A 19784-nucleotide genomic window follows, 5' to 3' on the forward strand; every position below is an offset into this window, starting at 1 on the left:
GTGTCCACCAGGCCTTGGCCGACCATTGCCCTGCTCGTCGCCGCCCCCGTCGCCCTGAATGTCGCTTTCCTCGGACTGGGCGCCGTCTTCGACTACCCCGATGTGTTGCAACAGCCCGCCCCCGACGTGCTCGAACTGTTCCGGGCGAACCGATTCGCGGTGATCACCTGGTTCGCCGTCCTCGCCGCGGCGGCACTCGCGCTCGCCCCGCTCGCGATCCGAATCGGCCGACTCGACAACTCGCCGATCATGCGCCGCGCCGTCCACCTCGGGGTCGCGGCCGCCGCAGTCCAGGCGATCGGGCTCTTGCGCTGGCCCCTGCTCGTCCCGGTATTGGCCGACCGCGCCGCCGCGGAAGGGCCCGGCTCCTCCGCGGTGCGCACCTTCGAACTGCTCGGCTCGATCCTGGGCACCGCGCTCGGCGAAACCCTCGGCTATCTGCTGACCGCCGCGTGGATCACCCTGGTCTGCCTCGCTTTACGGCAGACCTTCCCGCTCTGGTTCACGACGCTCGGCTACGCCTGCGCCGCCTCGATCGCGCTGGGCGTCCTCATCCCGCTCGACCTGCCCTACGTGGACACCGCCAACTTCCTCGGCTACATCCTGTGGAGCGCGTGGCTACTCCTCTTCGCGGCGCTGCTCACCGCCCGCCCGCAACCCGCCGAAGCCCCCGCCTGAATCCAGGCCCCCCGCACAGCTCGAATTCCTCACCGCGCCAATGAAACCCCCAACGCACTCCGCTCCAGCACATCGGCGGGAACCCCGATCCCGTCCGCCAGGTCCGGCGAATCGATCGGCGCGTCCCACACCTGACGCAGCGGCAGCACGCCCGCCCAGGTCGGGCTGTCGGCATCGGTCGGATCGTCCAGCGGCCCGCCCGCGCGGACCTTGACCGACGCCTCGGTCAGGTCGAGCGCCAGCACCATGGTGGCGGCGAGTTCCTTCTTGTTCGGCGGGCGCACGCGGTGCCACGCACCGGGGGCGGCGTGCTCGACGATCACCCGCAGGGCCAGCGCGCGCGCGTCGGGATCGGTCAATTCGGCTGCCCGGCCGTGCACGACCGCGGAGCGGTAGTTCATCGAGAAGTGCATGGCGGAGCGGGCGTAGACGACGCCGTCGACGTGCGTGACCGCGACGGAGATGTCACCGGCCAGAGCCGCGCGCATGCTGCCCGAACCGGTCGATCCGTGCAGGTAGAGGGTGTCGCCGTCGCGACCGTACGCGGTCGGCAGCACCACGGGGCTGCCGCCGAGGACGACGCCGACGTGACAGATCAGACCGGCGTCGAGCACGGCGTCCAGTTCGGCGCGGTCGCTGCGGCCGCGTTCTTTCGACCGCGTCAGCGTGCTGCGCGGGGTCGGGGACAAGGGCGGGCGGGCGCTGGTCGAGTGCGTCATGAGACCAGCGTCCGGCACGAAGTGGCATTCTGAAATAGCCAATTCATTCCGATTCTCGCAGTCCAATCCGAGGTGCCCGGTGCTCGACGACCTACCTCTCGCGCTCGATCGAGGCGCGCCCGAACCGCTGTCGGTGCAGGTGGCCGACGGCCTGCGCGCCGCGGCCACCTCGGGCCTGCTGCGCACCGCGGACCGGCTGCCGTCCTCGCGGGCGCTGGCGCGGCGACTCGGCGTCAGCCGGACCGTGATCGCCGCGGCCTACGACCAGCTGCACGCCGAAGGCTGGCTCGAGGGCAAACGGGGATCGGGCACCTACCTCACCACCGCGCCCGCCGCCGCCCCCGTGCTACACCACGTCGCCGTCGACCCGGATCTCGCAGGCCTCGGCTACGACCTCGTCCCCGGCGCGCCCTGCATCGAGGCCATGGACCGACCGGCGTGGCGTCGCGCCTGGCGGGCCGCCTCCGACCAACCACCGGTCATCCGCAAGGACCGCGCGGGCGAACCGGAATATCGCGTGGCCGTCGCCGAACACCTGCTACGCCACCGGGGTCTGAGCGCGGGCAGCGACACCGTCGTGCTCGTCACGGCCGGAACCAGTTCCGCGGTGGGCGAACTCGCCGCCGCCCTGCTGCGGCCCGGCGATACCGTCGCCATAGAGGATCCCGGCTACCAGAGGGCGGCGGGAGCCTTTCTGGCTGCGGGCATCCGAGTACTTCCGGTGCCCGTCGATGCCGAGGGGCTGCGCGTCGACGACCTGCCTCCAGACGTCGAGGCGGTGTATTGCACACCGGCGCATCAGTTTCCGCTCGGCGCGCGAATGCCCGCAGCTCGTCGCGTGCAGCTCGTCGAATTCGCCCGGCGCAGAGGCATATTCGTGATCGAAGACGACTACGACGGCGAATTGCGCTACGACACCGCCCCGCTGCCGCTGCTCGCCGCGATGGCGCCCGATGTGATCGTGCACCTCGGCACGACAAGCAAGATCCTCTCGCCGGTGCTCGGCGTCGGGTGGCTGGTCGCGGCGCCGTGGATCGCCGCGGCGGTGCTCGCGCATCGCGATCGCACCGGCACCTCGCCGAGCCCGGCGGGCCAGCGCGTCCTCGCCGAACTCGCCGCGCACGGCGACCTGGCCAGGCACCTGCGCAGGCTGCGGCGCGCGCTCCCGCCCCGCCGGGAACTGGTCGTCACGGAGTTGCGCCGCCGCGGGTTGACTGTGGTCGGCGACGACGCGGGCTCGCACGTCGTGGTGCCGCTGCCGACGGCGGAGGCCGAACAGCGCGCGGTCGACGCGGCCGCCGCGCGCGGCGTCGTCCTGGACGGGCTGGCCCGGCATCACCTCTTCTCCCAGCACGACACGGGATCGCCGCCGCCGAGCAGCTTCGGCATCGCGCTCGGTTACGCGGCACCGAGCTCGCGCGACCTGCACGCGGCCGTCCCGATCGCCGCCGAGTGCCTCGCGGAAGTGGCCGCCGGGCAACCGTCACGACCCTCGACTTCGCCGACCCGGTCGTAGCATGGTCGGTGACCGCACCCGGTCGCTGCACGCCCTGCCGTATACCTCCGAGTATCGAAGTGGTGACTCATGACCGAACAGGACATCCTGGAACGCATCAAGCAACTGGTCGACGACGAGCACAGGCTGCGCTCGAAGGCGACCTCCGGCGAGGTGGACCCGGTGACCGAACGGCAGCGGCTGGCCGAGCTGGAAGTGATGCTCGACCAGTGCTGGGATCTGCTTCGGCAGCGCAGGGCCAGGATCTACGCGGGCGCCTCCCCCGACGACGCGCAGGTCAGCCCGCCGCGCCAGGTCGAGGGCTACCTGCAGTGAGCTCCGATCCGGCCGCCGAGTACGACGTCATCGTGATCGGCGGCGGACCCGCAGGGGAGAACGCCGCCGCCTACGCCATCGCGGGCAGCGACCGCACCGCCGCGATCATCGAGCGCGAATTGCTCGGCGGCGAATGCTCGTACTGGGCCTGTATGCCGAGCAAAGCGCTGCTGCGCCCCGGACATCTGCTCGCCGCCGCCCGCGCCCTCCCCGGCATCGACGCGAAGGGCTTGGACGTCGAGGCCGTGCTGGCCCGCCGCGACCGGATCGTGCACGACCACGACGACAGCGGCCAGGCCGAGTGGGCCGAGCAGAGCGGCATCGAAGTGATCCGCGGTTCAGGGCGACTCGCCGGAGAACGTCTGGTCGAGGTCGACGGCCGTACGCTGCGGGCCAGGCACGCGGTGGTGCTCGCGACCGGAACTCGGGCTCGTGTCCCCGACGTACCCGGCCTGCGCGACGCTCTCCCGTGGACCTCCCGCGACGCGACCAACCTGCACGAGGTCCCGCAGCGCGCGGTCGTCGTCGGCGGCGGCGTGGTGGCCTGCGAATCGGCGACCTGGCTCGCCACGCTCGGCGCCGAGGTGACCATGCTGGTGCGCGGCAAGGCGCTGCTCGGCAACGCCGAGCCGTTCGCGCGAGAGCGGGTCGCGAGGGCGCTCGCCGATTCGGGCGTGCGGGTGCTGTTCGAGACCGAACCGGAGAGCGTCACGCGCGCGGAGCCGAAGGACACCGGCGAGGGCCGGATCCACGGCGGCGCCGTCACCGTGCGAACGCGCGGCGGGCACACCGAATCGATCGAGGCCGACGAGATCGTCGTCGCGGCCGGGCGCGGACCCGCGACCGCCGAACTCGGGCTCGCCGCCGTCGGATTGGCGGACGACTACGTGGAGGTCGACGATCACCTGTCCGCGCGCGAAGTCCCCGGCGACTGGCTGTACGCGGTGGGCGACGTGAATCACGGTCCCGCACTGACGCATATGGGCAAATACCAGGCCAGGATCTGCGGCGACGTGATCGCCGCGCGCGCCGAGGGCCGCCCGCTCACCGGAGCGCGCTATGCCGCGACCGCCGACCACGAGCAGGTCCCGCAGGTGGTCTTCACCAGCCCCGAGGTGGCCTCGGTCGGCCTCACCGAGGCGGCGGCCCGCCGCGCGGGCTACGACGTCGACACCGTGGAGATCGATATCGCGGTCGCCGGTTCGTCGCTCGCCCGCGAGAACTATTCCGGCCGAGCCAAGATCGTCATCGACACCGCCGCCGACACCTTGCTCGGCGCGACCTTCGTTGCACCGGAGATCGGCGAGCTGCTGCACGCCGCCACCATCGCGGTGGTCGGAAAGGTCCCGCTCGACACCCTGTGGCACGCCGTGCCCGCCTATCCGACGGTCAGCGAGATCTGGTTACGCCTGTTGGAGGCCCGCCGCGCATAGCTACCATCGATCAATGGTGGCAACGATCGACATCGAGACCGCGGACGGCGTTGTCCGCGGTCACCGCGGTCGCCGTGTTGTGCGCTGGCGCTCACTGCCGTACGCCGCGCCGCCGGTGGGAGACCTGCGATTTCGCGCTCCACAGCCGGTGCGGCCGTGGACCGGGGTGCGCACCGCCACCGAGTTCGGCTTCGCGTCCATGCAACACAGGGCGGGCGCCCGCATCGGCCCGAGGGCCTATCAGCCGACCAGCGAAGACTCGCTGACACTGAATGTCACCGCGCCCGCCACGCCGTCCGCCGGCCCGCGACCGGTGCTGGTGTTCATCCACGGCGGCGGCTACCTGATCGGCACCTCGGCGCTGGCGCTGTATTCGGGTGCGCGGCTCGCGCTGCGCGGCGACGCGATGGTGGTGTCGCTGAACTATCGGCTCGGCGCCTTCGGTTACGTCGACTTCAGCGCCTTCGGCACGCCGCAGCGACCCTTCGACGCCAACCTCGGCCTGCGCGATCAGGTCGCCGCGCTGGAATGGGTGCGGCGCAATATCGCCGAGTTCGGCGGTGACCCGGACAACGTCACGATCTTCGGCGAATCCGCGGGCGCACACGCCGTGCTCGCCCTGCTCGCCACCCCCGCCGCCAGCGGACTGTTCCACCGCGGCATCGCTCAGAGTCCGCCCGCCGATTGGGCATTGAGCGCCGAGGACGCCGCGGCCTTCGCCCGACGCTGCCTCGATACCCTCGGCGCCGATCCCGCCGACGCGGCCCGCGCGCTGATCGAGGCGCCCGCCAACGACATTCGCCGGGCCGTCGACCGCACGAGCAACGTGGTGCTGAGCGAGCGTCCTGGCCTGTTCCCCATCTGCCCGGTGGTGGACGGCGACTACCTGCCGCGATCCCCGGTCGACGCGATCTCCGCGGGCGCGGCGCACCGAGTGCCGCTCGTCATCGGCACCAATCGCGACGAGGGCGCGCTGTTCGCGCGGTTCGCCGACAAACTGCCCACCAATCCGAGGCGCTTGCACGCCATGTTCGCCCGCGCCGGTGGGGAGTTCGAGGCCAGGGTCACGGCGGCCTATCCGGGTTACCCGCAGCCTCGGGCCGCGGTGCGCATGGGGGGTGACTACGTCTTCTGGCGTCCGTCCGTCACGGTGATGGAAGGGCACAGCCGTCACGCGCCGACCTATGCCTACCGCTACGACTTCGCCCCGCGCGCATTGCGACTCGCTGGTGTCGGCGCGACCCACGCCAGCGAGCTGATCCCGGTCTTCGGCGCCGCCGACAGCCCGATCGGGCGTGCCTTCACCGCGGCGGGCGGCCGCCGCGGCCTGCTCGCGGTGACCGAGCAGTTCCAGGACAACTGGCTGTCCTTCGCCCGCACCGGCGCGCCGCTGCCGTCCTGGCCCGCCTACACCGAGGACGCCAGAACCACGCTCGTCATCGACGACCCGACCCGGCTCGAGCACGACCCGGACCGCGCGAAACGACTGGCCTGGCACGGTATTCGCGTGCCGACCCTGACCTGACGGCCGGGCTCACTTCAACAGTCGCGACATCCGGCGGTCGGCGAGCACCTTGCCGCCGGTCTGGCAGGTCGGGCAGTACTGGAAGGACCGTTCGGCGTAGGAGACCTCGCGGACGGTGTCGCCGCAGACCGGGCAGGGCAGCCCGGTGCGCGCGTGAACACGCATGCCCGAACGCTTCTCGCCCTTGAGCCGCGCCGCGTCCTGGCCGACCGAGCGCTGGACCGCGTCGGTGAGCACGGTGCGCATCGCCTCGTACAGCTGCGCGATCTTCTCCGCGGGGAGCGTCTTCGTGTTCGCGAACGGCGAGACCTTGGCCGTGTGCAGGATCTCGTCGGAGTAGGCGTTGCCGACGCCCGCCAGCAGCGACTGGTCGACGATCGCCGTCTTGATCCGCTGCGAGGCGCCGTGCAGGATCTCGGCGAACTGCGGCTCGGTGACGTCGAGCGCGTCCGGTCCGAGCCGTGCGATGCCGGGCACCATCTTCGGGTCCTCGACGATGTACACCGCGAGCCGCTTCTTGGTGCCCGCCTCGGTCAAGTCGAACGCGGGTGTGGCGCCCTCGGGCGTGAAGAAATGCACCCGCAGCGCGAGCGGGCTCTTGCCGCCCGGTTTCGGCGGTGTGGGGCTCGGCTCGTCGATCCAGCGCAGCCAGCCGCCGCGGGACAGATGGGTGATCAGCCAGAGTCCCGAGCAGTCCATGCCGAGGAACTTGCCCCAGCGGTCGGCGCCGGTGACGTCCCGCCCGGACAGCGCCGTCACCGGCGGATCGAACGTCTTGACCGCGCTGAGCGCGGCGACGTCGACACGCCCCACCACCGCGCCGACCGCGTGTTCCCGGAGGAACTGCGCCAACGCCTCCACTTCCGGTAGCTCGGGCACGCGTCCCAGGCTACCCGGGGCCACCGACAGTCGCGGCGGACGAAAAGATCAGTCGCGGCGCAACAGATAGATGTCCATGATCCAGCCCTTCGCGGCCCGCAGTTGGTCCCGCCGCCGCAGGATCTCGTCCTGCACCTCGCGCAGCGGACCCTCGACGAGCGTCTCGTCGGGCATGCCGAGATAGGCGCCCCACCAGATGTGCACGTCGTCACCCGGCACCTCGGTGAAGGAGCACTCGCCGTCCAGCATGACCAGCGTCGAGCCGGGGCCGAGCCCGTCCTCGCGCAGCCGCCGGCCGGTGGTGACGTGCACCGGCTCGCCGATCCGGTGCAGCACCACGCGATGCCGCGCGGCCAGCGCCTGCGCGCTGGTCACCCCGGGGATCACCTCGTAATCGAAGGTGGTCCGCCCGCTGTCGAGCACCAGCTCCACCATGCGCAGGGTGCTGTCGTAGAGCGAAGGATCGCCCCACACCAGGATCCCGCCGACGCCTTCCTCGGCCGCGAAAGCCTCCGCGAGCAGCGTGGCCCTGCGCTCGTGCCAGTCCGCGACGACACCGCGATAGTCGGCGGGATCGCGGTCGCGCGGCGGGTCGGCGATCTCGACGACCCGGTAGGGCCGCTCGACGTGCTCCGCCAGGATCGTGGTCCGCACGTCGAACAGCTCCTGCTTCTCGACGCCTTTGGCGATCACGAAGAATGTGTCGACCTGCCGCATGGCTTTGATCGCCTGCACCGTCACCTGGTCGGGGTCGCCCGCACCGATGCCGATCACGAAGAGCTTGCGCATGTGCCTGAGCTTGCCAGCATCCCGCCGCCGCGCGGCAATCACACCGCCCGCGCGCCGGCAATCCGGGCGCAGGTCCGCGCACGCACGGACAGTAAGCTTGCGACTCGTGGCGACGGATACGCAGTACGAGGATTTGCTCCGGCTGGTGCTCGAGGCCGGGACGGCGAAGGCGGATCGCACCGGCACGGGTACCCGCAGCGTGTTCGGCCACCAGCTGCGCTACGACCTCGCGGCGGGCTTCCCGCTGATCACCACCAAGAAGGTGCACCTCAAGTCGATCGTGTACGAACTGCTGTGGTTCCTGCGCGGCGAGTCCAACGTCGGCTGGCTGCGCGAGCACGGCGTCACGATCTGGGACGAGTGGGCGGACCAGCAGGGCGAACTAGGCCCCGTCTACGGCGTGCAGTGGCGTTCCTGGCCGACCCCCGACGGCGCGCACATCGACCAGATCACCCAGGTGCTCGACACCTTGCGCACCGATCCCGATTCGCGGCGCATCATCGTCTCCGCGTGGAACGTCGCCGAGCTGAACAAGATGGCGCTGGCCCCGTGCCACGCGTTCTTCCAGTTCTACGTGGCCGACGGCAAACTGTCCTGCCAGCTGTACCAGCGCAGCGCGGACCTGTTCCTCGGCGTGCCGTTCAACATCGCCAGCTACGCGCTGCTCACCCACATGGTGGCGCAGCAGGCCGGGCTGGGGCTCGGCGACTTCATCTGGACCGGCGGCGACTGCCACATCTACGACAACCACGTCGAGCAGGTCACCGAGCAACTCGGCCGCGCGCCCTACCCGTTCCCCGAGCTGCGCCTTCGCCGGGCGCCGAGCCTGTTCGACTACACCTACGAGGACGTTGAAGTGGTTGGCTACCAGCACCATCCGGCGATCAAGGCGCCGGTGGCGGTATGATCGCGGCCGTGCGCACTCGCACCATCGGCCTGATCTGGGCCCAGACCCCCGACGGCGTGATCGGCTTCGAGAACACCATCCCCTGGCGCGTTCCCGAGGACATGGCCAACTTCCGCACCGTGACCTGGGGCCATCCGGTGATCATGGGCAGGCGCACCTGGGATTCGCTGCCGCCCAAGTTCCGCCCGCTGGCCGGGCGCCGCAACATCGTGGTCACCAGGCAGGCGAACTGGTCGGCGGCGGGCGCCGAACGCGCCGGTTCGCTGTCCGAGGCGCTGCAACTGAGCGCACCGGATCCGGTGTGGATCGCGGGCGGCGGCGAAATCTACCGCGCCGCCATGGATTTCGCGACCGAGCTGGTGGTGACCGAGGTGGAGATCAGCGTCCAGGGCGACGCGCACGCCCCCACCATCGGTCCGGAGTGGCACGCCGACGAACCCGAGGAATGGCGCACGTCCGCCACCGGGCTGCGCTTCCGCATCCGCCGGTATCTGCGCCGCGCCGACGTCTGAGGGCGCTCGCGGGCAACACGCCGCTGACGGGGCAGGCCCGGCAAACCCGGCACGCGGGCGGCCCCGTTCGGGCATACTCCTGGATATGCGGCGGTGCGGACCATCGTCCGTCCGAGCGCACCGAGCCGGTGACACCAGCCCTGCACCGGCGGATGTGACGCGAAAGGCAGTCCATGGACAAGAAATCCCTGACCGCGGTCGCTCGCCAGCAATTGAAATTGGCCGCAACTGCCACCAGCGGGCGAAGCTCACAGACCATCTACGGCGGCCACGCCCACACGCTGCGCCAGACCGTCGTCGGCCTCACGGCGGGCCAGAGCCTGGCCGAACACGACAACACGGGCGATGCCACCCTGCTGGTGCTCACCGGCACCCTGACCTTGATCAGCGGCGCGAACGAATGGAAGGGCTCGGCGGGTGACCTGCTCGTCATCCCCAAGGCGCGGCACAGCGTGAAAGCGGTCGACGACGTGGCGTTTCTGCTGACCGTCGCGAAGTAGACCGGAGCCGTTCAGCCCGGGTTTCGCCGGGCGTGGCCGGGTGCGCCGACCGACCGGCTGTGGCCGCACCATTACTCTGTTGATCATGGGTGAGCCGCAGCCGATCCTCGAACCGCTCACACCGGCCGCGATCTTCCTCGTCGCCACCATCGACGAGGGCGGAGAAGCGGCGGTGCGCGATCTGCTCGCCGACCTGCCCGGTTTGCGCCGTTCGGTCGGCTTCCGCCTGCCGGGGGCCGGGTTGAGCTGTGTCGCGTCGATCGGCTCGGACGCGTGGGACCGCTTGTTCGCGGGGCCGCGGCCCGCCGAGCTGCATCCGCTGCGCGAGTTCGTCGGCGCGCACCATCGGGCGCCGTCCACGCCGGGCGATCTGCTGTTCCACATCAGGTCCGAGGTGCACGACGCCTGTTTCGAGCTGGCGATGGTGATCGGCGACCGGCTCGCGGGCGCCGCGACCATCGTCGACGAGACCGTCGGCTTCCGTTATTTCGAGCAGCGCGACCTGCTCGGTTTCGTGGACGGCACCGAGAATCCCGAGGGCTCGTCCGCGGTGAGCGCCGCCCTGATCGGCGACGAGGACCCCGAATTCGCCGGTGGCAGTTACGTCATCGTGCAGAAGTACCTGCATCCGCTCGACGAGTGGCGCGCGCTCACGGTCGAGGAGCAGGAGAAGATCATCGGCCGCACCAAGCTGGACGATTTCGAGCTCTCCGACGAGGACAAGCCCGCCGATTCGCACGTCGCGGTGAACACCCTGGTCGACGCGGACGGCAACGAACGCCAGATCGTGCGCGCCAACATGCCGTTCGGCAGCGTGCGCGAGGGCCAGTTCGGCACCTACTACATCGCTTACGCGGCCACCCCGAGCGTCACCGAGACCATGCTCTCGCGGATGTTCGAGGGCACCGAAGAGGCTGCCTACGACCGCATCCTGGACTTCTCGGTCGCGGTCACCGGCACGCTGTTCTGCACGCCGCCACTGGATTTCTTCGACGACCTGCCGCCCGCGCCGGACGCGGCGGCCGCCGAAGAGACGGGCGGGGAATCTCTGCCGCGCAATGACGTTGATATGCCCGACGTCGATATGTCCGCCGTGGCGGGCGACGGCTCACTCGGTATCGGCACGTTGAAAAGGAGCACGCTGTGAACAACCTCCATCGCGAACTCGCGCCGATCACCTCCGAGGCATGGACGGCGATCGAAGAAGAAGCCACCCGCACCTTCAAGCGGCACATCGCGGGCCGCAGGGTGGTCGACGTGTCCGGCCCGCACGGCGCCTCCTACTCCGCCGTCGGGCTCGGCCGCACCACCCCGATCGACGCGCCGGACGAGGGCGTGCAGGCGCGCCAGCGCGTGGTCGCGCCGCTGGTCGAGTTGCGCGTGCCGTTCACGCTCTCGCGCGAAGAACTCGACAACGTCGAGCGCGGCGCCAAGGACACCGATCTGGATCCGGTGAAGGAGGCCGCGCGGCGCATCGCGTTCGCCGAGGACCGCGCCATCTTCGAGGGCTATCGGGGCGCGAACATCACCGGTATCCGGGCGAGCTCGTCGAACGAGCCGATCCAGGTGCCCACCGATCCGCGCCTGGTCCCGGAGGCCGTCGCGCAATCGCTGAGCGCGCTGCGCCTGGCCGGCGTCGACGGACCGTACTCGGTGCTGCTCAGCGCCGACCTCTACACCGCGGTGAGCGAGACCTCCGACCACGGTCATCCGATCCGCACCCACATCGAGCGCCTCATCCCGGAGGGCGAGATCATCTGGGCGCCCGCCATCGACGGCGCGTTCGTGCTGACCACCCGCGGCGGCGATTTCGATCTGAGCCTCGGCCAGGACCTCTCGATCGGTTACCTCTCGCACGACGCCGACTCGGTGCGGCTCTACTTCCAGCAGAGCTTGCAGTTCCTGGTCTACACCGCGGAGGCGGCGGTCGCACTACACGCCTGATGGCTGCGCGCCTCCCGCTCCGGCCGCCGAACGAGCAGGTACGGTGAGCCCGTAAGTCCCCGGGAGGCGAGACAGAATGACGATGGTGCGCGCGGGCGTGGTCCCGACTCGACGAGCCATGCTGTACGGCGTGCTCGGCATCGCGGTGACCGTTCTGGTGTGCGCCGCGATCGTCACCGGTTTCGGGCTGAATCGGGTGTTCACCGGCCTGCTCGCGGGCGGCGTCGGCGGCATCGCGTTGCTGGTGGCGCTCTTCGGGCGGGACGCGATCGTGCTCACCGAGGGCGCCATCTATCGCCGCACGCCGTGGGCGGAGTCCAGCATCGCATGGGACAGGGTGATCGCGGGCCGATTCGCGCTCGACGACCGGGCGCGCTGGTCGCTGGCGCTCGATCTGGCGGGCGGCGACGAGCAGCACGGCGAACTGGTGCTGCTGTCCATCCCGCCGGTGATCCGTCCCGTGTCGGGCGCGTACGACCTGCGCAAACGCGATCAGGTGAATCAGATACGGGAGATGCTGCGCCACAAGCAGGTTCCGGTGACGGTCTTGCCGGAGATCGCCGGTGCGCTGAGTACGCACTGGAACGTCGCACCGCCGACGCGCTGAACCCACCGGCGAACGAACCGGTCGCGCCGTTCTTCCGCCATGGCGGCGAACACGGATGACGAGCACCACCCGCGTCGTATACGTTGACTGCTGTGTCGATGATGAAGGGCGCCAACGTTGCGGTGCCGATGTCCGCGGTCCGCATCGAGCTGGGGTGGCAATCGGGCCCGGGAATTCCGGACGCGGACGCTTCGGCTTTGCTGCTGGTCGGCGGAAAGGTCCGCTCCGACAACGACTTCGTTTTCTACAACCAGCCGCAGCACCCGTCGGGCGCCGTCCGGTACGAGGGTAAGCAGCAGGGGCCGACGGTGCTCGACGTGCTGTCGGTGCAGCTGGCGCAGGTCGAACCGCAGATCGACACCATCGTCGTCGCGGCCTCCGCCGACGGTGGCACCTTCGGCCAGTTCCGCGGCCTGTACGTGCGGGTGCTCGACGCCACGAACGGCGCCGAGGTGGCCCGCTTCGACAGCACCGACGCCACCACCGAGACCGCGTTCGTGCTCGGCGAGCTGTACCGCCGCCAAGGCGCGTGGAAGTTCCGCGCGGTCGGCCAGGGTTACGCCTCCGGATTGGCCGGGCTGGCGACCGATTTCGGCATCAGCGTCGATGACGCTCCGGCGCCCGCGGCGCAGCAGCCGACGCCGCCGCCCGCGCCGACCCAGCAGTTCACGCCGCCGCCGACCCAGCAGTACGCGCCGCCTCCCCCGCCGCAGCAGCAGCCGTACGCGCCGCCTCAACAGCAATACGCACCGCCGCCTCAGCAGCAGCAATACGCACCGCCGCCATCGCAATTCGCACAGCAGCAGTACGCTCCCCCGCCTCCGCAGCAGCAGTACGCGCCGACCCCTCCGCAGCAGCAGCAATACGCTCCTCCGCCGCCTCCGCAAGGCGGCGGCGCGCCGGTGAACATGAGCAAGATCTCGCTCACCAAGGAAGCACCCTCGGTCTCGCTCACCAAGCAGGGCGCCACTCGCGGCACCATGCGGATCAACCTGAACTGGACCAGCCAATCCCACCGCGGCGGCGGCCTCTTCGGCAGGCGTCGCGGCGGAGGCGGCTTGGATCTGGATCTCAGCTGCTTCTTCGAGCTGGCCGACGGCCGGATCGGTTCGGTGCGCGCGCTGGACCGCTCGTTCGGCGCCCTCGATCGCCCGCCGTTCATTCAGCTGGACCAGGACGACCGCACCGGCAGCAGCGCCACCGGTGAGAACTTGGACATCAACCTGGATTTCACCGCCCAGTTCCGCCGCATCCTGGTCTTCACCTCGATCTACGAGGGCGCCAACGATTTCCGCGGCGTCCACGCCACCGCGACGCTCTACCCGCTGAACTGCCCGCCGATCGAGATGATGCTCGACGGCTGCGCGGACGACTCGCGCGACGCGGTGCTCGCGCACATCGAGAACATCAACGGCGAGCTGGTCGTCCGCCGCGAGGGCACCTTCGTCCGCCCGCCCGCGGGCAGGCCCGGCGCGGGCGTCATGGAGATCGCGCGGATGTACAACTGGGACTTCGGTTTCAAGGCCGGTCGCGGCAAGGGCTGACCCGCCGCGGCCTCAGTCCGCGGCGAGCCGCTCCAGCAGCAGAGCCGCGTCGGAGCGCGCCTCCTCCAGATCACCGGCCCAGCCGAGCATGCGCAGCGCGGCGTCGGGGATGGTCTGTTCGGCGTAGGCGGGCGCGCGGCCCTCGTCGGACCGGATGCTGATCACCGTCTCGACGAGCCGGAACGGCAGCACCTCCGCGCCGGGAATCCCCGCCGCGCCCGCGCCTTCGATGACGGCTTCGGCCAATGTCTCGTAGTGCCCGCGCAATTCGTCGCGGCGCAGGCGGAACGCCGCGAAGCGCTCGGTGCGCAGCTCGGGAAGCAGGTACAACGCACCGAGATTCCAGCGCGCCGTGCAGAGCTGCCGCACGTCGAACCAGGCCAGCGCGTACAGGCGGGTGGGCGCGGGGTCCGCGTCGGCGCGCAGGCGTTCGGCGAGTTCGAGTGGGGCGGCGATGGTTTCGGTGAGCAGCGCGTCGAGGATGTCGTCCTTGGCGGCGAAATGGTGGTACAGGGAGGCCTGGCGGATGCCGACGGCGTCGGCCACCGCCCTGGTCGAGGTGTTGGCGTAGCCGTTGGTGGTGAACAGTTCGCCCGCCGCGTCCAGGATTTCCGCGCGCGGCGTGTGACCGCGGCGAGGTCGCTGTTCCACACGGGGACGGCCGGGACCGAGGTTTGCCACCTGCCCATTCTGGCACCGCGACCGACGGCGACGGTCGGCGCCATCGGCAGCCGTCATCCGACGGAGAGGTTTCTGTCACTTGATAGAAACTCAGGCAACGCAGAAGTTACCGGCGTTGCCGCAAGCGATACACGGCGGACACCGAAACCGCGATCGCGAGCGCAAAACTGTCATGCGATAGGTATTGGCCGCACGCCGAAGGACACCGCCCATGGCCACAACAGTCGCTCCGACTCCGCCCTCCGACGCCAACGTCGACAGCGCCGACCTCGCCAGTTTCGGCTATCGGCCCGTTCTCCACCGCAAGCTGGGCCGCTACGCCTCGTTCGCGGCAGGCTTCTCGTTCGTCTCGATCCTCACCACGATCTTCCAGTTCTTCGGCTTCGGCTACTCGTTCGGCGGCGCCGCCTTCTTCTGGACCTGGCCGATCGTCTTCGCCGGGCAGTTCCTCGTCGCGCTGAATTTCGCCGAACTGGCCGCCCGCTACCCGCTTTCCGGCTGTATCTACCAGTGGTCTCGGCGGCTCGGCGGCGAGCTCGTGGGCTGGTTCGCCGGCTGGATGATGGTCGTCGCGCAGATCGTCACCGCGGCCGCGGCCGCCATCGCGCTCCAGGTGGTGCTGCCGACGATCTGGAGCGGATTCCAGATCGTCGGCGACGACACCGCGCTCACCTCCGCATCCGGCGCGACCAACGCGGTGCTGCTCGGCAGCATCCTGCTCGTCGTCACCACCACGATCAACGTCATCGGCATCGACCTGATGGCGAAGATCAACTCCATCGGCGTCACCATCGAGATCGTCGGCGTCGCGGCGATCATCGGCCTGTTCTTCGTGAACAGCGAACGCGGCCCGGGCGTCGTGCTGCACACCGACCAGGCCGCGCCAGGACCGTACTGGGCCGCGTTCCTCGTCTCCGGGCTGATGGCCGCCTACGTGATGGTCGGATTCGATTCCGCCGGTGAGCTTTCCGAGGAGACCAAGAACCCGCGCCGGGTCGCGCCGCGCACCATTCTCACCGCGCTGTCGGTCTCCGCGCTGGGCGGCGGGCTCCTGCTGCTCGGCGCGCTGATGGCGGCGCCGAGCCTGGACGACGGCGCGCTGGCCACCGAGGGCCTCGCCTACGTCCTGACCTCGAAGCTGGACAGCCCGGCGGGCAAGGTGCTGCTCGGCTGTGTCGCCGTCGCGATCATGGTGTGCACACTGGCGATTCAGACCGCGGGCTCACGGCTCATGTTCTCGATGGCCCGCGACGGCAAGCTGCCCTTCGCCAGGCAGCTCGCCGCGGTGCACCCCCGCTACGGCACACCGGTGCTGCCCGCGGTGGTGATAGGCATGCTCGGAATCATGCTGCTGGTGGTCAATCTCGGCAACGCCGCGATCTTCGCCACCCTCGCCAGCGTCTGCATCGTCTCGCTGTACCTGGCCTACTTGCTGGTCACCGTGCCGCTGCTGATCCGGCGGCTGCGGGGCTGGGGTCACACGGACGAGGTCGCCGACGAATCGCTGTTCACGCTGGGCCGCTTCGGGATTCCGGTCAACGCGCTGGCGGTCGTGTGGGGCGTCGTCATGGTGATCAACCTGGCCTGGCCGCGCGCCGAGGTGTACACGCCCAACGGCGGCGGCTGGTGGATGCTTTGGGCCGCACCGCTTTTCGTGCTCGCCGTGGCCACCGTCGGCGCGATCGTGCACCGGGTCGTCGTCGCCGCACCGCGCACCGCGTCGACCGGAGAGCCCGCCGGGCAACCGGCCTGACCACGTTCGTTCCGTGCGCGGCGGTCCGGCGACCGACCGCCGCGCACGGGTTCCCTTCGAAAGGACTCCGATGACCGAGCCGAGCAACCCCGAGCACGCGGGCACCGCCTCCACCGGGGGCGCCCGCTCACACGCTCGCGCCCAGGCCGCGGCCGCGACCCTCGCCCGGCCTGACCTGCCCTCCGAGGTGCCTGCCGGGAAGATCACCTGGTCGCAGCGCATTCCGGCGGGCGGCTACGCCAATGTCGTCCTCGGCCGCGGCACCCGCGTCCGGCTGACCGACCCCGCCGGGTCCGCGTGCGCCCACGTGCTGCTGCTGCGCGCCGACGCACCGTGGGAGCGGCTGAACGTCGCCGACACCGTGAAAGTGCCTTGGCAGGCGTACCTTTCGACAGGTCATCCGCTTCTCACCGATCAGGGCCGGGTGCTGGGCACCGTGCTGGCCGACGGCTCGGGTCACCACGACACCCTGTGCGGGCCCACGCCCGAGGCCCGCGACCTGCTGCGCCTCGCGGGCGCCAAACAGGGTCTCGCGCCGCGCGATATCGCCCCGAGCGTCTCGTTCTTCCGCGGCGTGCGTGTAGCGCCCGACGGCGCGCTGAGCGCGACGGGCAGCGCGCCCGCGGGCTCCTCGGTGGACCTGCTCGTCCACCTCCCCGCGGTGCTGCTGGTTGCCAACGCGGCGCACCCGCTCGACGAGCGCGCGACCACCGACCTCGACATCGTCGCCTGGTCCGCACCCAAAGACCTGACCGCGAACCACAACGGCGACCCGGAATACCTACGGGCCGTGCAGAACACCGAAGCGGCCTGGACGGCCATGACCCTGGAGATGACGGCATGACCCCGACCCTGTCCCGGACCGTCGTGCTCGACGAGACCGTGCGCGCCCGCGCGCCGTGGTCGGCGATCGTCCGCGCGGGCGAGCGACTGGAGATCATCGACCTGCACGGCAACCAGGCGGTGGACTGCCTGCTCTACTCCGCCGCCGACACCGCCGACCGCTACAGCGCCCAGGCCACCGTCGCCGCCCAGCGCAACATCTTCCTGACCACGGGCAGTGTGCTGCTGACCGAGGCGGGCACCGCGCTGATGACGGTGGTCGCCGACGAGGTGGGCAACCACGACACCATCGCGGGCGCCTGCTCGCAGGAGTCCAACACCCTTCGCTACGGACACCACACCCGTCACCAGCACGCCTGCGTGGAGAACTTCCTCGTCGAGGCGATGAAATGGGGCCTCGGCAAACGGGATCTGGTGTCGAACATCAACTGGTTCATGAACGTCCCGGTGGAACCCGACGGCACCCTCGGCATCGTGGACGGGTTGTCCGCGCCGGGCAAGAAGGTCACGCTGCGCGCCGAGATCGACACCTTGGTGCTGGTGTCCAACTGCCCGCAGATCAACAACCCGTGCAACGGTTTCGACCCCACGCCCGTGCGCATGGTGATCACGCGATGACGGTCGTCGAGATTCCCGCCCCCGCGCCGGAACCCGAGATCGCCGAGGCGCCGGCCGCGTCCGTCGAAGTGGTGCGGCCCGGAATGCTCGTCACCGTGCAGGATTGGCCGGGCCGCGTCGGCTACTGGCACGTCGGTGTTCCGCCGTCCGGACCGATGGACGACCTGTCCTTCCGGCTCGGCAACCGGGTGCTCGGCAACGCCGAGGGCGCGGCGGGACTGGAATGCACGCTCGGCGGGCCCGCGCTCCGGTTCGCCACCGCGACATGGGTGTGCGTGACCGGCGCACCGGCGGATGTGACAGTGGACGGCGTGCCCGTCGAGCAGTGGCGGACGGTCCTGGTGCCCGCGGGCGCCGTACTGGAGATCGGCGCGATTCGCGGACCTGGCATGCGCACCTACGTGCTGTTGGCCGGCGGTATCGAGCTACCCGAATATCTCGGCAGCACCGCCACTTTCACTCTCGGCCGGTTCGGCGGCAGCGCGGGCGGGGCGCTGCGCGCCGGGGAGATCCTGCCGTTGGGCGCACCGCGCGCACCACTCGCGACCGCCGTGCCCGCCGACGACCGCCCGGTGCTGTCGCAGCGCTGGGAACTGGCCGTCACCGAGGGACCGCACGGCGCACCGGAGTTCTTCACCCGCGCCGACTTCGACACCGTCATCGGCACCGGTTACGAGGTGCATTTCAACTCCGACCGCACCGGTGTGCGGTTGATCGGTCCCAAGCCGGAGTGGGCGCGCACCGACGGCGGGGAAGCGGGCCTGCACCCGTCCAACATCCACGACACTCCGTATTCCGTTGGTGCGCTGGACTTCACCGGCGACACCCCGATCCTGCTCGGTCCCGACGGTCCGAGCCTCGGCGGCTTCGTCTGCCCGGTCACGGTGGTCGCGGCCGAGCGGTGGAAGCTGGGCCAGCTCAGCCCCGGCGACAAGGTGCGCTTCGTGCCGGTGCGCCGTGAGCACGCCGCCTCGCTGCGCGATCTCGGTCCTGGCCGTCGCGCCTCGTGGCCTTCGGTGCTTTCGCCGGGCGGCGACGGCGACGACGGTGTGCTGCGCCGCGCCGAGGTGGACGCGGAGACCGCGGTGACGTATCGCCGGGCCGGTGACGACGGCGTGCTCGTCGAATACGGTGCGATGACCTTGGATCTCGGCTTGCGTGCCCGCGTGCACGCGTTGCACCAGCACCTGCTGGCGGCGAACCCGCGCGGAGTGCTGGAGCTGACGCCGGGTGTGCGGTCCCTGCAGATCCGCGTCGATCCGCACGTCCTGTCCGTGCCCACGCTGCTGGGGCTGCTCGCCGAGGCCGAGCGGGAGCTGCCCGCGGGCACTGATCTCGTGGTGCCGAGCCGCACCGTGCACCTGCCGCTCTCCTGGGACGACCCCGCCACCAGGGAGGCGATCACCCGCTACATGCACGGCGTGCGCGCCGACGCGCCCTGGTGCCCGTGGAACATCGAGTTCATCCGCCGCATGAACGGTCTTGCCACGGTGCAGGACGTCTACGACACCGTCTTCGATGCGCAGTACCTGGTGCTCGGACTCGGCGACGTCTATCTCGGCGCCCCGGTGGCCACCCCGATCGATCCGCGCCACCGCCTGGTGACCACCAAATACAACCCCGCCCGCACCTGGACGCCGGAGAACGCGGTCGGCATCGGCGGCGCGTATCTGTGCATCTACGGCATGGAAGGGCCGGGCGGTTACCAGTTCGTCGGACGCACCACCCAGGTGTGGAACCACGCCGCCACCGAAATGCCTTGGCTGCTGCGCTATTTCGACCGCATCAGCTGGTATCCAGTGAGCGCGGAGGAATTGCTCGACATGCGAGCCGATTTCGCCGCGGGCAAGGTGGAGGTGCGCGCCGAGGAGGGCGAGTTCCGGCTCGCCGACTACCGTGCGTTCCTCGCCGACAATGCCGCCGACATCGACCGCTTCCGCGCGACGCAGGCGAAAGCCTTTGCCGCCGAGCGTGACTCGTGGCGGCGTGCGGGCGAGCTCGGCGTGGACTGAGCGGCGCGC

The 19784-nt window shown here is 70.3% G+C and carries 20 protein-coding genes; 16 read left to right on the forward strand and 4 right to left on the reverse strand.

What is annotated here, in order from left to right; all coding sequences use genetic code 11:
- Window positions 1-678 carry a DUF4386 family protein gene (locus AC3EO7_RS03595; RefSeq protein ID WP_431965080.1) on the forward strand — a complete coding sequence of 226 codons (678 nt, stop codon included), beginning with the start codon at window positions 1-3 and terminating at the stop codon, window positions 676-678.
- Window positions 679-707: 29 nt separating this feature from the next.
- Here AC3EO7_RS03595 and AC3EO7_RS03600 read toward each other — a convergent pair whose 3' ends face one another.
- On the reverse strand, window positions 708-1397 hold the full coding sequence (locus tag AC3EO7_RS03600) for a pyridoxamine 5'-phosphate oxidase family protein (RefSeq protein WP_435590433.1): 690 nt from the start codon (window positions 1395-1397) through the stop codon (window positions 708-710).
- Window positions 1398-1476: 79 nt separating this feature from the next.
- On the opposite strand from AC3EO7_RS03600, the gene pdxR reads away from it, so the two are divergent.
- From pdxR to AC3EO7_RS03620, 4 genes are all read left to right on the forward strand, one after another.
- Window positions 1477-2913 (forward strand): MocR-like pyridoxine biosynthesis transcription factor PdxR, encoded by a 1437-nt coding sequence (gene pdxR / locus AC3EO7_RS03605; RefSeq protein WP_435590434.1) that lies wholly within the window; start codon window positions 1477-1479, stop codon window positions 2911-2913.
- Window positions 2914-2982: 69 nt separating this feature from the next.
- Window positions 2983-3228, forward strand: coding sequence for a DUF2630 family protein (locus AC3EO7_RS03610; protein WP_431965086.1), 246 nt, complete (start codon window positions 2983-2985; stop codon window positions 3226-3228).
- On the forward strand, window positions 3225-4661 hold the full coding sequence (locus AC3EO7_RS03615; RefSeq protein ID WP_435590435.1) for a dihydrolipoyl dehydrogenase family protein: 1437 nt from the start codon (window positions 3225-3227) through the stop codon (window positions 4659-4661). Before AC3EO7_RS03610 ends, AC3EO7_RS03615 begins: the two co-directional genes overlap by 4 nt.
- A 13-nt stretch (window positions 4662-4674) precedes the next feature.
- Window positions 4675-6186, forward strand: coding sequence for a carboxylesterase/lipase family protein (locus tag AC3EO7_RS03620; RefSeq protein ID WP_435590436.1), 1512 nt, complete (start codon window positions 4675-4677; stop codon window positions 6184-6186).
- A 9-nt stretch (window positions 6187-6195) separates the two neighbouring features.
- Here the strand turns inward: AC3EO7_RS03620 and AC3EO7_RS03625 are convergent, their stop codons facing one another.
- Both AC3EO7_RS03625 and cobF read right to left on the reverse strand, forming a co-directional pair.
- Window positions 6196-7065 carry an Fpg/Nei family DNA glycosylase gene (locus tag AC3EO7_RS03625; protein WP_435590437.1) on the reverse strand — a complete coding sequence of 290 codons (870 nt, stop codon included), beginning with the start codon at window positions 7063-7065 and terminating at the stop codon, window positions 6196-6198.
- 48 nt (window positions 7066-7113) lie between these two features.
- Window positions 7114-7854 (reverse strand): precorrin-6A synthase (deacetylating), encoded by a 741-nt coding sequence (gene cobF / locus AC3EO7_RS03630; RefSeq protein WP_431965095.1) that lies wholly within the window; start codon window positions 7852-7854, stop codon window positions 7114-7116.
- A 106-nt stretch (window positions 7855-7960) separates the two neighbouring features.
- Here cobF and AC3EO7_RS03635 point away from each other — a divergent pair, with 106 nt between their 5' ends.
- The 7 genes from AC3EO7_RS03635 (at window position 7961) to AC3EO7_RS03665 (ending at window position 13868) form a co-directional block, all read left to right on the forward strand.
- Window positions 7961-8761: a thymidylate synthase gene (locus AC3EO7_RS03635; protein ID WP_431965097.1), complete on the forward strand. Its 801-nt coding sequence runs from the start codon at window positions 7961-7963 to the stop codon at window positions 8759-8761.
- Complete coding sequence (locus tag AC3EO7_RS03640; protein WP_431965099.1) at window positions 8758-9273, forward strand: dihydrofolate reductase; 516 nt, start codon at window positions 8758-8760, stop codon at window positions 9271-9273. Before AC3EO7_RS03635 ends, AC3EO7_RS03640 begins: the two co-directional genes overlap by 4 nt.
- A 173-nt stretch (window positions 9274-9446) precedes the next feature.
- Window positions 9447-9773: a cupin domain-containing protein gene (locus tag AC3EO7_RS03645; RefSeq protein WP_431965101.1), complete on the forward strand. Its 327-nt coding sequence runs from the start codon at window positions 9447-9449 to the stop codon at window positions 9771-9773.
- An 85-nt stretch (window positions 9774-9858) separates the two neighbouring features.
- Entirely contained in the window at window positions 9859-10920 is a 1062-nt protein-coding gene (locus tag AC3EO7_RS03650) for a Dyp-type peroxidase (RefSeq protein WP_431965103.1), read from the forward strand.
- The gene (locus AC3EO7_RS03655; protein WP_431965105.1) at window positions 10917-11717 is read left to right on the forward strand and encodes a family 1 encapsulin nanocompartment shell protein; all 801 of its coding nucleotides are present in this window, start codon (window positions 10917-10919) and stop codon (window positions 11715-11717) included. The genes AC3EO7_RS03650 and AC3EO7_RS03655 overlap by 4 nt, the downstream gene beginning before the upstream one ends.
- 76 nt (window positions 11718-11793) lie before the next feature.
- Window positions 11794-12324: a hypothetical protein gene (locus tag AC3EO7_RS03660; RefSeq protein ID WP_431965107.1), complete on the forward strand. Its 531-nt coding sequence runs from the start codon at window positions 11794-11796 to the stop codon at window positions 12322-12324.
- A 98-nt stretch (window positions 12325-12422) separates the two neighbouring features.
- Window positions 12423-13868, forward strand: coding sequence for a TerD family protein (locus tag AC3EO7_RS03665; RefSeq protein ID WP_431965401.1), 1446 nt, complete (start codon window positions 12423-12425; stop codon window positions 13866-13868).
- 12 nt (window positions 13869-13880) lie between these two features.
- Here the strand turns inward: AC3EO7_RS03665 and AC3EO7_RS03670 are convergent, their stop codons facing one another.
- Window positions 13881-14549: a TetR/AcrR family transcriptional regulator gene (locus AC3EO7_RS03670; protein WP_435590438.1), complete on the reverse strand. Its 669-nt coding sequence runs from the start codon at window positions 14547-14549 to the stop codon at window positions 13881-13883.
- A gap of 211 nt (window positions 14550-14760) precedes the next feature.
- On the opposite strand from AC3EO7_RS03670, the gene AC3EO7_RS03675 reads away from it, so the two are divergent.
- The 4 genes from AC3EO7_RS03675 (at window position 14761) to AC3EO7_RS03690 (ending at window position 19775) form a co-directional block, all read left to right on the forward strand.
- Window positions 14761-16302 (forward strand): amino acid permease, encoded by a 1542-nt coding sequence (locus AC3EO7_RS03675; RefSeq protein ID WP_435590439.1) that lies wholly within the window; start codon window positions 14761-14763, stop codon window positions 16300-16302.
- 70 nt (window positions 16303-16372) lie between these two features.
- A complete protein-coding gene (locus tag AC3EO7_RS03680) occupies window positions 16373-17146 on the forward strand; it encodes a DUF1989 domain-containing protein (protein WP_435590440.1) in 774 nt (257 codons plus the stop codon).
- On the forward strand, window positions 17143-17763 hold the full coding sequence (locus tag AC3EO7_RS03685) for an urea amidolyase associated protein UAAP2 (RefSeq protein ID WP_431965115.1): 621 nt from the start codon (window positions 17143-17145) through the stop codon (window positions 17761-17763). Before AC3EO7_RS03680 ends, AC3EO7_RS03685 begins: the two co-directional genes overlap by 4 nt.
- Window positions 17760-19775, forward strand: coding sequence for a 5-oxoprolinase/urea amidolyase family protein (locus AC3EO7_RS03690; RefSeq protein ID WP_435590441.1), 2016 nt, complete (start codon window positions 17760-17762; stop codon window positions 19773-19775). Before AC3EO7_RS03685 ends, AC3EO7_RS03690 begins: the two co-directional genes overlap by 4 nt.
- Window positions 19776-19784 lie beyond the last annotated feature (9 nt).

The organism is Nocardia sp. bgisy118 (assembly GCF_057708605.1).

What these genes read in the sequence shown, in the direction of transcription:
- AC3EO7_RS03665 (WP_431965401.1), top strand. Translation starts at nt 12,423, where the DNA reads ATGATGAAGGGCGCCAACGTTGCGGTGCCGATGTCCGCGGTCCGCATC.
- AC3EO7_RS03690 (WP_435590441.1), top strand. Translation starts at nt 17,760, where the DNA reads ATGACGGTCGTCGAGATTCCCGCCCCCGCGCCGGAACCCGAGATCGCC.
- AC3EO7_RS03680 (WP_435590440.1), top strand. Translation starts at nt 16,373, where the DNA reads ATGACCGAGCCGAGCAACCCCGAGCACGCGGGCACCGCCTCCACCGGG.
- AC3EO7_RS03650 (WP_431965103.1), top strand. Translation starts at nt 9,859, where the DNA reads ATGGGTGAGCCGCAGCCGATCCTCGAACCGCTCACACCGGCCGCGATC.
- cobF (WP_431965095.1), bottom strand. Translation starts at nt 7,854, where the DNA reads ATGCGCAAGCTCTTCGTGATCGGCATCGGTGCGGGCGACCCCGACCAG.
- AC3EO7_RS03660 (WP_431965107.1), top strand. Translation starts at nt 11,794, where the DNA reads ATGACGATGGTGCGCGCGGGCGTGGTCCCGACTCGACGAGCCATGCTG.
- AC3EO7_RS03640 (WP_431965099.1), top strand. Translation starts at nt 8,758, where the DNA reads ATGATCGCGGCCGTGCGCACTCGCACCATCGGCCTGATCTGGGCCCAG.
- AC3EO7_RS03675 (WP_435590439.1), top strand. Translation starts at nt 14,761, where the DNA reads ATGGCCACAACAGTCGCTCCGACTCCGCCCTCCGACGCCAACGTCGAC.
- AC3EO7_RS03645 (WP_431965101.1), top strand. Translation starts at nt 9,447, where the DNA reads ATGGACAAGAAATCCCTGACCGCGGTCGCTCGCCAGCAATTGAAATTG.
- AC3EO7_RS03685 (WP_431965115.1), top strand. Translation starts at nt 17,143, where the DNA reads ATGACCCCGACCCTGTCCCGGACCGTCGTGCTCGACGAGACCGTGCGC.
- AC3EO7_RS03610 (WP_431965086.1), top strand. Translation starts at nt 2,983, where the DNA reads ATGACCGAACAGGACATCCTGGAACGCATCAAGCAACTGGTCGACGAC.
- AC3EO7_RS03620 (WP_435590436.1), top strand. Translation starts at nt 4,675, where the DNA reads ATGGTGGCAACGATCGACATCGAGACCGCGGACGGCGTTGTCCGCGGT.
- AC3EO7_RS03600 (WP_435590433.1), bottom strand. Translation starts at nt 1,397, where the DNA reads ATGACGCACTCGACCAGCGCCCGCCCGCCCTTGTCCCCGACCCCGCGC.